Annotated in this window: 12 protein-coding genes; 9 read left to right on the forward strand and 3 right to left on the reverse strand. The window is 39.5% G+C overall.

Annotation, left to right across the window (positions count from 1 at the left end):
- The first annotated feature begins 280 nt into the window (after positions 1 to 280).
- Positions 281 to 1,465, forward strand: coding sequence for an oxalate decarboxylase family bicupin (locus tag ABC382_RS03030; protein WP_322610770.1), 1,185 nt, complete (start codon positions 281 to 283; stop codon positions 1,463 to 1,465).
- 35 nt (positions 1,466 to 1,500) lie between these two features.
- Here the strand turns inward: ABC382_RS03030 and ABC382_RS03035 are convergent, their stop codons facing one another.
- The gene (locus tag ABC382_RS03035) at positions 1,501 to 2,652 is read right to left on the reverse strand and encodes an MFS transporter (protein ID WP_274793224.1); all 1,152 of its coding nucleotides are present in this window, start codon (positions 2,650 to 2,652) and stop codon (positions 1,501 to 1,503) included.
- Positions 2,653 to 2,749: 97 nt separating this feature from the next.
- On the opposite strand from ABC382_RS03035, the gene yeiL reads away from it, so the two are divergent.
- The gene (gene yeiL, locus ABC382_RS03040) at positions 2,750 to 3,412 is read left to right on the forward strand and encodes a transcriptional regulator YeiL (RefSeq protein WP_322606490.1); all 663 of its coding nucleotides are present in this window, start codon (positions 2,750 to 2,752) and stop codon (positions 3,410 to 3,412) included.
- Positions 3,413 to 3,594: 182 nt separating this feature from the next.
- Here the strand turns inward: yeiL and ABC382_RS03045 are convergent, their stop codons facing one another.
- Positions 3,595 to 3,900, reverse strand: a complete 306-nt coding sequence (locus ABC382_RS03045) for a hypothetical protein (protein ID WP_322610771.1) — start codon at positions 3,898 to 3,900, stop codon at positions 3,595 to 3,597.
- A gap of 283 nt (positions 3,901 to 4,183) precedes the next feature.
- Here ABC382_RS03045 and ABC382_RS03050 point away from each other — a divergent pair, with 283 nt between their 5' ends.
- From ABC382_RS03050 to ABC382_RS03065, 4 genes are all read left to right on the forward strand, one after another.
- Positions 4,184 to 5,164 carry a diaminopimelate dehydrogenase gene (locus tag ABC382_RS03050; RefSeq protein WP_322610772.1) on the forward strand — a complete coding sequence of 327 codons (981 nt, stop codon included), beginning with the start codon at positions 4,184 to 4,186 and terminating at the stop codon, positions 5,162 to 5,164.
- A gap of 157 nt (positions 5,165 to 5,321) precedes the next feature.
- On the forward strand, positions 5,322 to 8,510 hold the full coding sequence (locus tag ABC382_RS03055; RefSeq protein WP_322610773.1) for a winged helix-turn-helix domain-containing protein: 3,189 nt from the start codon (positions 5,322 to 5,324) through the stop codon (positions 8,508 to 8,510).
- Between the two features lie 820 nt (positions 8,511 to 9,330).
- Positions 9,331 to 10,149, forward strand: coding sequence for an alpha/beta fold hydrolase (locus ABC382_RS03060; RefSeq protein ID WP_322610774.1), 819 nt, complete (start codon positions 9,331 to 9,333; stop codon positions 10,147 to 10,149).
- Positions 10,150 to 10,224: 75 nt separating this feature from the next.
- A complete protein-coding gene (locus ABC382_RS03065) occupies positions 10,225 to 10,638 on the forward strand; it encodes a GNAT family N-acetyltransferase (RefSeq protein ID WP_322610775.1) in 414 nt (137 codons plus the stop codon).
- Positions 10,639 to 10,700: 62 nt separating this feature from the next.
- Here ABC382_RS03065 and ABC382_RS03070 read toward each other — a convergent pair whose 3' ends face one another.
- Positions 10,701 to 11,621, reverse strand: coding sequence for an MBL fold metallo-hydrolase (locus ABC382_RS03070; RefSeq protein ID WP_322610776.1), 921 nt, complete (start codon positions 11,619 to 11,621; stop codon positions 10,701 to 10,703).
- Positions 11,622 to 11,962: 341 nt separating this feature from the next.
- Here ABC382_RS03070 and ABC382_RS03075 point away from each other — a divergent pair, with 341 nt between their 5' ends.
- From ABC382_RS03075 to ABC382_RS03085, 3 genes are all read left to right on the forward strand, one after another.
- On the forward strand, positions 11,963 to 13,201 hold the full coding sequence (locus ABC382_RS03075; protein WP_322605192.1) for a substrate-binding domain-containing protein: 1,239 nt from the start codon (positions 11,963 to 11,965) through the stop codon (positions 13,199 to 13,201).
- 63 nt (positions 13,202 to 13,264) lie between these two features.
- Positions 13,265 to 14,041 carry an ABC transporter ATP-binding protein gene (locus ABC382_RS03080; protein ID WP_322610777.1) on the forward strand — a complete coding sequence of 259 codons (777 nt, stop codon included), beginning with the start codon at positions 13,265 to 13,267 and terminating at the stop codon, positions 14,039 to 14,041.
- Complete coding sequence (locus ABC382_RS03085; protein ID WP_322610778.1) at positions 14,016 to 14,723, forward strand: ABC transporter ATP-binding protein; 708 nt, start codon at positions 14,016 to 14,018, stop codon at positions 14,721 to 14,723. Before ABC382_RS03080 ends, ABC382_RS03085 begins: the two co-directional genes overlap by 26 nt.

The following is a 14,723-nucleotide window of genomic DNA, read 5'->3' on the forward strand; positions in this document are numbered from 1 at the left end:
AGAGAACCGCTCCAAAATGGAAGAGAAGCGCTCCAAAATAGATGGAAAGCGCTCCATAAAGAGGGGAAAGCGCTCCAACTAGAGTGAAAGGTGATCCAAACCGCGGGAGAACCGCTCCAAATTGAGTAGCACGAAGTAACTAGCTTCTGAACAACGAATTAATCTACAAATCCTTTTAATAATTCCAACCTGAGTCACTTCACCAACATAAAGAAAAGTGAATAATTAAAGCATTGGACCCATACATTTTAGAAGAATCATAGCGGAAAGAGGTGAACGTTTGGAGAATTTGCCACCAGGTTATTTTCAGGTGCCACAGCCTGTTAGGAGTGATGGAGCAGGAGGGGTGGATAAGGGGCCACGAGATATTATGCGGGATTTAGAAAATCCTGATATGCTGGTACCGCCAACGACTGATGCGGGGTTGATTCCTAATTTGCGCTTTTCGTTTTCGGATACACATATGACCTTAAATCAGGGGGGATGGTCTCGGGAAATTACGGTTCGTGAATTGCCGATTGCTACGACATTAGCGGGTGTTAATATGAGTTTGACACCTGGAGGCGTGCGTGAGCTGCATTGGCATCAGCAGGCAGAATGGTCTTATATGCTCCTTGGTTATGCACGCATTACCGCAGTCGATCAAAATGGCTGTAACTTTATTGCTGATGTGGGACCAGGTGATTTATGGTATTTCCCGCCAGGAATCCCTCATTCTATTCAGGGACTAGAGGGCGGTTGTGAATTTTTATTAGTGTTTGATGATGGGAATTTCTCTGATCTCAATACACTCTCGATTTCGGATTGGTTTGCCCATACGCCAAAAGAAGTATTGTCGGCTAATTTTGGTGCTCCTCTGAGTGCCTTCCAACATATTCCGAACGAACAAGTGTATATATATCAAGATAAGGTTCCAGGACCCATAGAATCACAAAAAGTACAATCTCCCTATGGCAAGGTTCCACAATCTTTTAAACATCGTTTGTTAGCTCAGCCTCCATTGAAAACACCGGGAGGCAGTGTGCGCATAGTTGATTCGACTAATTTTCCCATTTCAAAAAATATTGCGGCTGCACTGGTAGAAATTGAGCCTGGTGCGATGAGGGAATTACATTGGCATCCTAATAACGATGAATGGCAATATTACTTACAAGGAAAAGGACGGATGACTGTTTTTACAGGGAATGGTACAGCTCGAACATTCGATTATCGAGCGGGAGATGTTGGGTATGTTCCATTTGCTACGGGTCATTATATTGAAAATACAGGCACAGAACCATTATGGTTTTTAGAAATGTTTAAAAGTGACCGGTTCCAGGATGTATCCTTAAATCAATGGATGGCTCTCACGCCAACTGAATTGGTGCAAAGTAATTTACGGGTCGGCCCTGAGTTGTTACATGCCTTAAGAAAGGAAAAATGGCCGGTGGTTAAATATCCTGGTTTTTCCTATTATCCGAAATAGCAAAGCAGGTGAAAAAATTCTCACCTGCTTTTTGATTAATATTGATATTTTGTGCGTGTTAACAGCAAAATGGCGATAGCGGGCACTGTACATATGAGCATGGCTGCGAAGGATAGTCCAGGCGATAGTTCATATAAATAGCCTCCTAAAAACGTCAGGATGGCCGTACTTAAGCCCATGGCTAATGCAGAGTATAGACCCTGTGCATTTGGAATTTGTTCCTTTGGTAAGGTTTGTGTTAGATAACGAATAAATGCATAATGCGCTAAAGCAAAAGATAATGCATGCAAGGTTTGTGAGGCAATAAATACCCATACATTTGGGAACATAAAGATGAGTAACCAACGTAGGGAAGAACCGCTTGCTGCTAAAAGTAATAAAGACGAAGAGCGCCACTTTGTCAAAAACGTATCAGCTTTCATAAAATAGAGGATTTCGCAAATAACAGCAATGTTAATAATCATCCCCATATAAAATGGGTCTACATGTAAATCCTCTAAATAAATATAGCCATAGCTATAATAGGAGGCATGGGCGCCCTGTAGCAAAATAACGATGAATAACACTACAGGGAAGCCTTTGATACTCCATAACATTTTCATTGATAAAGATTTTGCGCGTTGATCTTTTGTTGGCACAACGAGTAATTCCTTTGGTGTTGCTAATTGCTGCATGAGCAACATGCCAATAAGACCAATAATCATGCTCCAAAAGATCACGTTTTTACCGAAAACCCCAGTCAGCATACTAATGATCAATACAGCAATGACAAAACCAAAGGAACCGTAGGAGCGGCTCTTGCCATAGTGAATATTGCCGTGCTGGACAAGTGTTGCTGCACTACTTTCGACAGCAGGTAACAGTGCCGGATAAAAAATACTAAATAAAATCGTCACGATTAATAATGCGATAAATCCTGTACTTGGTATGTAGAGTAATGCCGTCAGAAGAGCTCCTACTGCTAATATCGTAATGAGTCGTTTGTTGTTTACATATTTTGCAAGTGTTGGGAAGAAGAAAAGATTGGATGTTGCACGAGCAAGTAGACCACAGCCCATGACAACACTCGCCTGTGATACTGTCAGATGTTTTGCATCAACAAGCCATCCTGTCCAATAGGGTAAGAAAATGCCCCAAGTAATGAAAAATGTAAAGAAATTTTGAGAAAGCCATCGTTGATTGTTCATATATTTACCGTACCTCCATTAACTATGTTGAATAATAGCACGTTCACCGCTACAATAATGTGAGATATCTCATATTTTCATAGGAGAGAGTAAAAAAATGCATATACTAACAGCTGAAGCGCGGAACCATTATCTTGAAAACTATCCGATCAATGATTTTTTCTCCTTTGAAATTGATCCCTATCTGGAAGTTTGTCAATTTGACAAAGGAGAATGGATTTTTCAGGAGGGCTCCTTTCCAGATACATTGTATTACATGATCGAAGGAAAGGCGAAGCTCTATATGACGCATAAAAACGGCAAGGTTTCACTTATTGAATATTTGGAAGCACCACGTTTTATGGGGGAAATTGAATTACTAAATGAGGCAAGGTATACGAAGGGGATCCAAACTGTAACAAAAACCATTTGTTATTCGATTACACAGTCGTGTAAGGAAAAGTTACTCGCGGATGCTTTATTTTTACGCAGACTTTGTGTATTTTTAGGGGAAAAAGCCACAAAAATGACGTCTAAATATACACAAAATCAGGCATATCCCTTTGAAAATCGTTTAGCAGCCTTTATCCAATTATCTGCCGACCAAGGTGTCTATAAGGAGAAACATACGGAAATCTGTGAGTATTTAGGGGTTTCCTATCGCCATTTATTATATGTATTGGCACAGTTTTGCGAAGAGAAAATTCTAGAAAAGCGCAAGACAGGTTACCATATAATTGATGAGGAGCGCCTTGCACAGCTAGCACAGGAAATTCAATAGTATGATGAAAATTGTTGATCATTCTTTAAATAGTCGTGCTTAGAAAGAGGAGAAAGCGATCTATAATTGAAGGGAAACACTTAAAATGAGGAGTAAGATAATCTTTAGCCGGAGAAAACGCTCGCACATAATTTTCATTAATGTGCTCAACCTAAACAGTCCGACACAATGATTATTTAGATTCACACATAGAAGTCTGGACATGGCTTGTTGTATTCACTTTTTTTAATGAGCCAGCGTGCGATTTCCTTGCCACTATGGTAAAAGTCAACCTCATGCACCTTGTTTTTTTGGATGGAAATGTCTAATGTATCTACCATAACGTCAAAAGGTAAAACGCCGATACATAAATGTTGATTAGGTACAAACTTTTTATCCTTACTACCGGTTTGCAATGCTTCATCGTTCATTAAATGTTGTGTCATATGGAATGCAAGTAGTTCTCCTTGTGCCAATGTTGTGCTTGATGAGTAACCAATACTTTTCATTCAACATGCCCCCTTTTGTCGTTACATTTATTGTACAAGACTCATTGGGAAAATAGCCGTCATTTACAAGGCTTTTACAATAACTTTAAGGTTCATGGAATAATTAGTAATTTGTAACCGTATTCATACCATTATGGGATAAAAACCATAGAAAACTGATATAAATTCTTTTAAAAAAACTCATACTCAAACTATTGTGAATTTTTCTAACACAAAGTATTATTGAAGTTAGATTTAACGTGAAAGTTTTCACAAAGTCACGTAATCGTTAGGAGGAATTTTGATGAGTGCAATTCGAGTAGGTATTGTAGGATATGGAAATTTAGGACGTGGTGTGGAGTATGCCATTTCACAAAATCCAGATATGGAATTAGTAGCGGTGTTCACACGCCGTGATCCTTCAACGGTAAACGTAGCAAGCAATGCTAGCGTATACTTAGTAGATGACGCTGAAAAATTCCAAAACGACATTGATGTCATGATTTTATGTGGTGGTTCTGCAACGGATTTACCAGAGCAAGGTCCTCACTTTGCACAATGGTTTAATACAATCGATAGCTTTGATACACATGCGAAAATTCCTGAATTTTTTGATGCTGTAGACGCTGCTGCGCAAAAATCTGGTAAAGTATCGGTTATCTCAGTTGGCTGGGACCCAGGTATATTCTCATTAAATCGCCTATTAGGGGAATCCGTTTTACCGGTTGGTACAACATACACATTCTGGGGAGATGGTCTAAGTCAAGGTCACTCAGATGCTGTTCGTCGTATCGAAGGTGTTAAAAATGCGGTTCAATACACATTACCAATTAAAGAAGCTGTAGAACGTGTACGTAATGGGGAAAACCCTGAACTTACAACGCGTGAAAAGCACGCACGCAAATGTTGGGTTGTGTTAGAAGATGGGGCAGATGCAGCAAAAGTGGAACAAGAAATTGTCACAATGCCTAACTATTTCGATGAATATAACACAACAGTTAACTTTATTTCTGAAGAAGAATTTAAAGCAAACCATACAGGTATGCCACATGGTGGTTTTGTCATTCGCAGTGGTAACAGTGGTGCAAACGACAAACAAATTCTTGAATTCTCATTAAAACTTGAAAGTAATCCAAACTTCACGTCAAGTGTATTAGTAGCTTATGCGCGTGCTGCACATCGTCTTAGCCAAGCAGGTGAAAAAGGCGCGAAAACAGTATTTGATATCCCATTCGGTCTACTTTCACCAAAATCAGCTGCAGATTTACGTAAAGAATTACTATAATCATAACGGCAGTTTCCCGGTTATCATTGATATGATAATCGGGATTTTTTATTTTAAGCCATTATTTCTCTAAAAATATGGTAAACTGTCAATAATTTAAAAATCTGAATTTTCGAGAAGATTTTAGTAACCTTACAAAGTATGGAGGTTATTTAACGTGACAACAGATATTATTATTCAATCCAAATGTATAGCTCCAAGCCCATCTAATCATTGCATTAATAGAGCAGCACTGATGAAAACACTAAAACAAAGTCATCAGCATACTTGCACAATTCTTCATAGTGGTGCAGGGTATGGTAAAACGACCACCCTTACTCAATTCCTTCATAACGAAACTAGTAAATTTTCTTGGTATAGTGTCTCCGATGAAGATGATAATCTATTACCTTTCTTAAGGCACCTTTTTTTTAGTATACAGCGAGTAGTACCGAATTTTGGGCATTCATTTGCTGCGTGGAACCAATTATCTCGCTTTCCAAAAATGGAGGAAATTAATCGCTGGTACAAACTTTTTGTGAACTGCTTATGTGATATGGATGAGCCTCTACTAATTGTTATTGATGATTTTCATCATGTAGATCATGTTTTTCACATTAATTATATAATGGAAAAAATGATTGAATTTGCGCCGCCCACGGTTCGTTTTATTATTGCTTCTAGAACATTACCTAATTGGGATATTACAAGGAAATTAAAGCTGCAAAAAAAATTGCTCATCATCAAAGAGGAAGAACTTGCATTTTCAACCGAGGAAATTGCCGTTTTTTTTGAAGAATATGTGGATGTGCATTTAACAGCTACTGAAATGGAGAAGGTGCTAGAGATTACCGAAGGCTGGGCTATTAGTATTTCTTTATTAGCTGAGCAATGGCACCATGCGTCTTTAGAACATTGGTTAACAATTTCAACAAACGACCTTTTCACATATTTGTCCGAGGAAGTGTATAGTACGATGACTTCGACTGAGCAGGAGATGATTTTGAAGTTGGCGATTTTTCCTACCTTTTCAGTGGAGCTATTGGAGCAATTTTATGGACTTGACACCGCACAAATGCTGCATCCATTAACACAGCGCCATTTATTTATTCAACCAGTAACAACTGATGGTTTATATCGGTTCCATGCATTGTTTAGCCGATTTTTAGAAATGAAGTGGAGACAATTTCCAAGCCAGTATAAAGCGCTACATAAACAAGCTGCTTTGTATTATGTGGAGCATCATAGTATTCAGGCTGTCCTCTATCATGCCTTTAAAACAAATGACCATGATTTTTGTGGGGAGCTATTACAGCAACATGCAGAACCATTAGTACGTGCTGGTCAGTTTGAATGGTTGTTGGAAAAAATCAATCGGTTTACAGCACAGGAAAAAAACAATTTTTATAAGCTATATTATTTTGAAGGTGAATGTCATCGCTATCGTGCTTTTTATGAAAAAGCAAAGCAATCATATGAGAAATGCGCAGAAATTGCCGAGCAACAGCAGGATCATTTATTTATGACCAAGTCCCAAGCAGGCTTAGCGCATATATATTTAGACACCATTCAACCTGCCTTAGCGGAGCCCTATTTAGAACGGGCATTAGAGCTAGCTCAACATACACCATTATTAAAAGAGGAATTATTAGAACTACAACGACAATACGCAGAAAATCTAGTGAATTTAGGAAAGGCGAAAGGTGCTCAACTTTTTATCGAGGATGTGGCATTGCCTGAGGATGTCGTTCAACGAGCCAATGTCGATGTACGTGTTTTATTACGTACAGGACAATTACAAGAGGCGAAGGAATTATTAACGCAACGGCTTGAATTACCACCCCAGCTTGTGGCGACACATCGTGAAAGTGAACTACTTGCATCTTTTGTCTATGCATTGTTAGGCCAAGGGAAGGATGCTTGGTATGCTGCACAGCACGGCATTCGGCGGGGGTTAAGAGAAAAGTCCATATTCATTGAGGCTGTTGGCTATATCAGAAAGGCGCATGCATTGCTGTTAATGGATTATCCTGATCATCAAGGTGCATGTAAGGCCTATGAAAAAGCCTTATCTTTAATGAATACGATCAATATCTCACGGGTTAAAGCTGAGCCTTATATGGGGTTAGCCATTGTCAAACATACGTTAGGGGATATGGTCGCAGCGAAAAAATACTTAGCGCTTGGTTTACAGGAAACAGAGCAGGTACAAGATGCATGGATGACGGCCCTTATTCTTATAGCAGAAGTGAAAATCATTCTTTCTGAGCAAGAAACAGAACGAGCAAAGCAATTATTAAAAAAAGCTCAGCATTTATTTCACGAATGCGGTGATCGTAATGGCTTGATGCATGTTTTGTTTTATCAAGCAGTCATTGCTTTTCAAGAACAGAATGTTGAGCAATTTCAACCATATTTTCAACAATTTGCGCAATTATGTTTGGCAAATAGCTATGAATATTTTTTGCAAAAGAAGATGATTCTTGGTCCAAGTAATCGCATGATTTTCTACGAACTATTGCAATTTAGTCAAAATGGTGAGGAGGAACATCCAGCCATTCAAGCATTACGACATTATTTTCAAGTGGAGGGTAGCATCAGTTATCCGCATGATGAAGTTCAAATCAAACTTTTTGGTAGTTTAAGTTTAATTAGAGGGCAACGAAAGCTGGAAGATAAAGAATGGCAACGCGATAAATCAAAGGAATTATTTGTCTATCTGTATTGTCACCGTCATCGCTTTACACCAAAGGAGGAAATTGCCCAGGCATTATGGCCTGAACGTAGTATCGAGTCCTTAGACCGAGATTTTAAGGTAGTGTTAAATACATTATTAAAAGTGTTGGAACCACAGCGGAATGCAAGACAGGATAGTTTTTTTATTCAGCGAAAAAATAGTATGTATCAGCTACAGCATATCTCTTTTCTCCACATTGATGTGGAGCGGTTCCTCTATTATTACCAGTTAGGTATGGAGGAATTTGATCCAGAGCTGTCCAATGAATGGCTACAATTAGCAGAAGCGAGTTATACGGATACCTTGTACGCTGAAAAAAAGCAAATTGACTGGCTTGTCCAGGATCGCGAAAAGCTACAATTTTTATATATTGAAGTGCTTGAACGGTTAGCACAAAATGCAACGCGACAACAGCAATTTAAAAAAGCTATCAACTACGCAGAGAAGATTCTACGAGAGGATGCCCTTTGGGAGGAAGGGTATCGCTTGCTCATGTACAGTCACTATCAACTGCAAAATCGTTCCCTTGCATTAAAATGGTATGAAAAATGTGTCCATCAATTGCAGCAAGAATTAAACACAACGCCGATGGAATCCACCATGGCTGTCTATGATTTGATTATGGGGTAGCCAGATGGTCGAAGGCGGGAGCAATCCTACACTATCTCTAAATGGTAGGAGCAAACTGAGCCAAAAATAAGCAAAACTGCTCGAAGGTAAGGAGAAGTCGCTCCTAAATAGGGTGGAACCGCTCGAAAGTAGGTAGAAGTTGCTCCCAAATAGGGTGGAACCGCTCGAAAATAAGGAGAAGTCGCTCATAAATAGTGTGAAGCCGCTCGAAAGTAAGGAGAAGTCGCTCATAAATAGGGTGAAACTGCTCCAAAGTAGGTAGAAGCCGCTCATAAATAGGTGAAACCGCTCCAAAGTAAGGAGAAGACGCTCGTAAATAGGATGAAACCGCTCCAAAGTAAGGAGAAGACGCTCGTAAATAGGGTGAAACCGCTCGAAAGTAGGTAGAAGTCGCTCATAAGTAGGGTGAAACTGCTCCAAAGTAGGTAGAAGTCGCTCATAAATAGGGTGGAACCGCTCGAAAGTAGGTAGAAGTTGCTCCTAAATAGGGTGGAACCGCTCGAAAGTAGGTAGAAGTTGCTCCTAAATAGGGTGGAACCGCTCGAAAATAAGAAGAAGTCGCTCGTAAATAGGGTGAAACCGCTCCAAAGTGGGTAGTAGTTCTCATAAATAGGGTGAAACCGCTCCAAAGTAGGTAGAAGTCGCTCATAAATAGTGGGAAGCCGCTCCAAAAAAGTGAAAAAGCGCTCATAACAAGGCAAGAACCGCTCGTAAATAGTGTGAGCCGCTCGTAACGTGAGTCAAACCGCTCAAACAAGGTAGCCAAACATAATCCATTTCTAAAATTAATATAAAAAGTAATGTATCCGGGGGAACAACAATGCCATTTTGTCAGATTAAGAAAGCGAATATTTATTATGAAGTAATTGGAACAGGAACACCGATTATCATGCTACATGGATTTTCTCCTGATCATCGATTGATGAAAGGATGCATGGAGCCTATTTTTGATGGGCGTGAGGGGTGGAAACGTATTTATTTAGATCTTCCTGGTATGGGCAGAACGACAGATTATTTAACTATTGAGAATTCAGATGAAATGCTAGATGCGGTCATTGAATTTATAAACGAAATTATCCCTAATGAACCCTACTTGTTGGTGGGGGAATCGTATGGTGGCTATTTAGCGCGTGGCATTATGAGAAACTCTATGGAACAACTATTGGGGGCAGCCTTTATCTGTCCTCTAATTATTCCTGAGAAACAACATCGAACAGTGCCAGAGCATCTTGTGATTAGAGAAGATCCTATATTTTTATCAACATTAAGCCAGCAGGAGAAAGAGGATTTTAAGGCTCATCAAGTTGTACTGGATTCCTATAACTGGCAACGCTACACGACAGAGGTGCTAGCAGGATGTAATAGAGCAGATCAAGATTTTTTAGAAAAAATTCAGCAAAGCTATCATTTTTCCTTTGCCGTTGATCAACAGTCCTTTGGCATGCCTAGCCTCTTCTTACTGGGAAAACAAGATTCAGTAGTTGGCTATAAGGACGCGTTTTCGATTCTAGAGATGTATCCAAGAGCAACCTTTGCAATTTTAGATATTGCTGGTCATAATTTACAAATTGAACAAGCTGATTTATTTAAAAATCTAATGAGTGAGTGGTTGGACCGAGTAGAGGGAGAGATGGGTTAAAATGATAATTGCCAATGAAACAGTTTGGCGAGATATTACGTAGATTACTATTTCATTGAAAGGAGTTGATTGTTAGTGCAGTATAAATACAATCTAGATGACATTTCATCGGATATGTTGAGAGGCTTTTTTGTAGATTGGCCCAATCCACCTAGCTCGCAAACACATTTAAAACTATTGGAAAATAGTAGTAACGTCGTCATTGCGGTTGATGAACAGTCTAAGCAGGTAGTAGGATTTATAACAGCAATTAGTGATGGAGTTTTATCGGCTTATATTCCATTCCTTGAAGTACTTCCAGCATATAAAAATAGAGGCATTGGCAAGGAATTAATCAAGCGAATGCTGGATGAGCTGAGTAATATTTATATGATTGATTTATGTTGTGACGATGATTTAATTCCTCTATATGAAAAATTTGGGATGATCAGATCCAATGGGATGCTCATGAGAAATTACAAAATGCAATCAGGAATACCGAATGAATAGTTTAATACTATAAAAGACAAAAATGTTGCTCATTCAACGTTTTTGTCTTTCTTTTTAGCTGTTTACAATTCTTTTAGTATGTTTAAATTTTTAATAAACAACTCCATCACATCAATATTGATTGTTGTCCAATCTTGATATGCGGGAGGAATTGAAACGTCTTCCATGTTACTTACCTTTTTCGATAACAATTTCATTTCATTAATATAGTTTTTTAGCTTGATGATATCTTTTTTAGTCCCTATGGATCCGTGACCAGGGATGGCCTTTTGAATGGCTAAGTTATTTACTTTTTCTAAAATATTTTCCCATTGTGTTGGATTGGAATATGGGAAGAATGATGGATGCATACCGACAAATAGAAGATCAGCCATAAAAATGATTTCATCTTCAGGAATATAAAGAAACGAATCACAGGGAGAATGACCACCTCCCAGTGTCATTATTCTTGCAGTACGTTTGGTTCCGAAAATAGTAAACTCGTGCGTAAAAGTATATTGCGGCAAAACTAATTCCAAGCGAGGGATTGAGATTTCCATCTCCTTTAAAAAACTTATTTCATTCAATTTCTGTGTATCAGTTGGATGAACATTTTGTTCAAGTGAGGCAATGTACTTTTTTAACCCTTTCAAATCGGCCTTCTGTTCGGCTATTTTTGCTGGATGGTTTTCCTTCATTTGTTGAAGTGTTGTTTGACTAGATAATATATGACAATCTTTAAATACTTGGTTTCCTCTCGTATGATCGCTATGGAAATGACTATTAATTACCCAAGAGACGGGTTTGCTCGTAATACTTTCAGCTAGATTCCTTAGATCTTCAGCGGCTTGCTGAGTGTTAAATGTATCAAAAATAATCGTTTTATCACCTAAATCAATGAAACCAGCATTGCCAAACGCGCCACCACCATCTTTCGCAATAGCAGCATAAATGCCTTCACTTACTTTTTCAAGATTAAAATGACTGGAATAGTAATTACTCATTAAATTTCCCTCTCTTTTTTATATGGTGTTTAGTATAGATAATTCGTGTTACTAAATAAAAAAACCTGCACTATTCATTCTTCTTTTATTAATTCGCAAAATTATAATACCATAAATATCCATTTGCGAATGGTTGTCACAGGCAAGTGATTGTCTTAGTTGGCACATGGTAAAAGAGCCATTGTCCCTGCCGTTGCGTTGCACTGCACTTTCGGGACAGAAAACAAATCTGCCATTTCGGCAGATTTGTTTTTGTAACTAATTTGTAACTGGACTTTTATATATTGTTGTCATAGCAAGAAAGCGCTTTCTATTGAGCTTATCTTAAAGGGGGATTTGGGATGAAGAGGCATTGGTATTGGTTTCTTTTTGTGATAGTAGCTGTATTGTTGGTGGCATGTAATGGGGAAGAGGCAAAGGATGAAGGAGCGGGTGCGGATACTTCTGATGGTGAGACGAAGGCGGTGACGGCAGAAGGGGGCACGATCAAGATTGGGGTGCTTGCTTCGTTAACTGGGGCGCTTGAGTCTTATGGGAAGCAAACACAGCGGGGATTTGATTTAGGGATTGAGTATGCAACCGGCGGTACGATGGAGGTCAATGGGAAGAAAATAGAGGTTGTTTATGAAGATACCGAAACGAAGCCTGAGGTGGCTGTGCAGAAGGCTACAAAGCTATTAGAAGATGATCAGGTTGATTTTTTAGTAGGTTCTTCTAGCTCTGGTGATACGCTGGCTGTCCTACCACTTGCTGAGGAGTATGAAAAAATTATGGTGGTAGAGCCTGCTGTGGCTGATAGTATTACGGGTTCAGAATTTAATGAGTATATTTTCCGTACGGGTCGGAATTCCTCACAGGATGCCTATGCAGCAGCAGCGGCCATTGCTGGAGAGGGTGTGAAGATTGCTACGTTTGCACCGGATTATTCGTTTGGCTGGGATGGTGTAAATGCCTTTAAAACAGCAGCGGAGAAATTGGGGGCTGAGATTGTCTTAGAAGAATATGCCGATCCAGCAGCAACTGATTTTACGTCTAATTTACAAAAGGTAATTGATGCGAAGCCTGATTATTTATTTGTGGTTTGGGCGGGGGCTAATTCACCTTGGAATCAAATTGCAGATCTTAAAATTCAAGAAAAGGGCATAAAAATTTCAACTGGGGCGCCTGATATTATTGCACTGCAATTTATGAATCCGTTGATTGGCATGGAAGGCTTCTCGGTGTATTACCATACGCTTCCACAAAATGATGTCAATAAATGGTTAGTTGATGAGCATCAAAAACGCTTCAATGAAGTACCAGATTTATTTACACCTGGTGGTATGTCTGCAGCGATTGCCATTGTGGAGGCATTGAAACAATCGGATGGGGATGCGGATGCTAACAAGCTGATTGACATTATGGAAGGGATGTCATTTGAGACACCAAAAGGCACGATGACGTTCCGCGAAGAGGACCATCAGGCACTTCAGTCAATGTATTCAATTCGCTTAGAGCAGCAAGATGGTGTGGATTATCCTGTACCAGTACTTATTCGTGAATTAAGTCCTGAGGAAACAGCACCTCCCGTTATGAATTAGACATTTGAGAGGCGGCGTCACGCTGTCTCTCTACATAATCACTAGAGATGAAGGGAGTAGAAGATGGAGCCGATACTTTACACCGAAAATTTAACGATTCGTTTTGGCGGACATACCGCTGTAGACCGCGTCAATTTTCAAATGCCAGAAAAGCATTTGAAATCGATCATTGGGCCGAATGGAGCTGGTAAAACAACCTTTTTTAATTTGATAAGCGGAGAGCTAAAGCCAACAACAGGCGATGTTTATTTTAAAGGACAATCGCTGGCCAATAAGTCAGCCATTGAAAGAACTCGTATGGGGTTGGGTCGTTCCTTTCAAATTACGAATGTATTTCCAAACTTATCGGTCCTCGAAAATGTACGATTAGCCGTCCAATCCAAGGAGAAAATTCGTTATCAGCTATTCCGACATTACAAAAGCTATAAGGCGATTACTGCTAAAGCAGAGGAATTATTGTCTCTCGTTTTACTCGACAATAAACGTGATGCCCTCACAACGATGTTATCGCACGGGGAAAAAAGAAAGCTCGAAATTGCCATGCTATTGGCGTTAGATACGGAAATTTTACTGCTAGATGAACCTACAGCAGGTATGTCATTAGAGGAAGTACCTACGATTTTAGAAGTCATTCGGACGATAAAACAACTAGGAGATAAAACGATTCTGCTCATTGAACACAAAATGGATATGATTTTAGATGTATCCGATTCCATTATGGTGTTGTTTAATGGCCAGCTACTAGCAGACGGTTCACCAGAGGAAATCATGAATAATGATACCGTGCAACATGCATATTTAGGAGGGCTGTACGATGACCACCTTACTGACATTAAATGAGGTTCATACACATATCGGTCAATATCATATTTTGCAGGGCGTTAATTTTGAAGCGAAGGAGGGGCAGGTTACCGTACTGTTGGGACGCAATGGGGCAGGTAAAACGACCACGCTGAAAACGATAATGGGATTAACGCCGGCGACAAAGGGAGACATTGCTTTTCGCTCTCATTCAATTAAAAAAAGCCCAACCTATAAAGTAGCCAAATTAGGGATTGGCTATGTGCCAGAAAATCAAGGAATCTTTGCGGATTTAACAGTTGAGGAAAATATGAAAGTAGCAATGCGTAAGGAGGATTCTGCGACATTAGAGCGGCAGCAGTATGTGCTTGAGCTATTTCCGGACTTAAAGAAGTTTTGGAAAAAGGCAGGAGGGCATTTGTCTGGTGGTCAAAAGCAAATGCTGTCCATGGCAAGAGCCTTTATCAATGATAGTCAATTAATTTTGATTGATGAGCCGTCTAAGGGACTTGCTCCCATTGTAGTGGAGAAGGTAATGGAAGCCATTGTGGAAATGAAAAAGAAAACGTCCATTGTCCTCGTGGAGCAAAACTTTATCATGGCTAGTCGGATTGGTGATACCTACACCTTAATAGATGATGGCAGGACCGTGCATTCGGGCCATATGAAGGATCTCATTCATAATGAAGAACTAAAGCGGAAATATCTTGGAATTGGATGA

Origin of the sequence: Lysinibacillus phoenicis (assembly GCF_047238325.1) — a bacterium.
GTDB classification, from domain to species: Bacteria; Bacillota; Bacilli; order Bacillales_A; family Planococcaceae; genus Lysinibacillus; species Lysinibacillus irui.

Bases quoted from the DNA above. Each gene is read 5' to 3' on its own strand.
- ABC382_RS03035 (WP_274793224.1), bottom strand. From the start codon at position 2,652: ATGAACAATCAACGATGGCTTTCTCAAAATTTCTTTACATTTTTCATT.
- yeiL (WP_322606490.1), top strand. From the start codon at position 2,750: ATGCATATACTAACAGCTGAAGCGCGGAACCATTATCTTGAAAACTAT.
- ABC382_RS03045 (WP_322610771.1), bottom strand. From the start codon at position 3,900: ATGAAAAGTATTGGTTACTCATCAAGCACAACATTGGCACAAGGAGAA.
- ABC382_RS03050 (WP_322610772.1), top strand. From the start codon at position 4,184: ATGAGTGCAATTCGAGTAGGTATTGTAGGATATGGAAATTTAGGACGT.
- ABC382_RS03060 (WP_322610774.1), top strand. From the start codon at position 9,331: ATGCCATTTTGTCAGATTAAGAAAGCGAATATTTATTATGAAGTAATT.
- ABC382_RS03070 (WP_322610776.1), bottom strand. From the start codon at position 11,621: ATGAGTAATTACTATTCCAGTCATTTTAATCTTGAAAAAGTAAGTGAA.
- ABC382_RS03075 (WP_322605192.1), top strand. From the start codon at position 11,963: ATGAAGAGGCATTGGTATTGGTTTCTTTTTGTGATAGTAGCTGTATTG.
- ABC382_RS03080 (WP_322610777.1), top strand. From the start codon at position 13,265: ATGGAGCCGATACTTTACACCGAAAATTTAACGATTCGTTTTGGCGGA.
- ABC382_RS03085 (WP_322610778.1), top strand. From the start codon at position 14,016: ATGACCACCTTACTGACATTAAATGAGGTTCATACACATATCGGTCAA.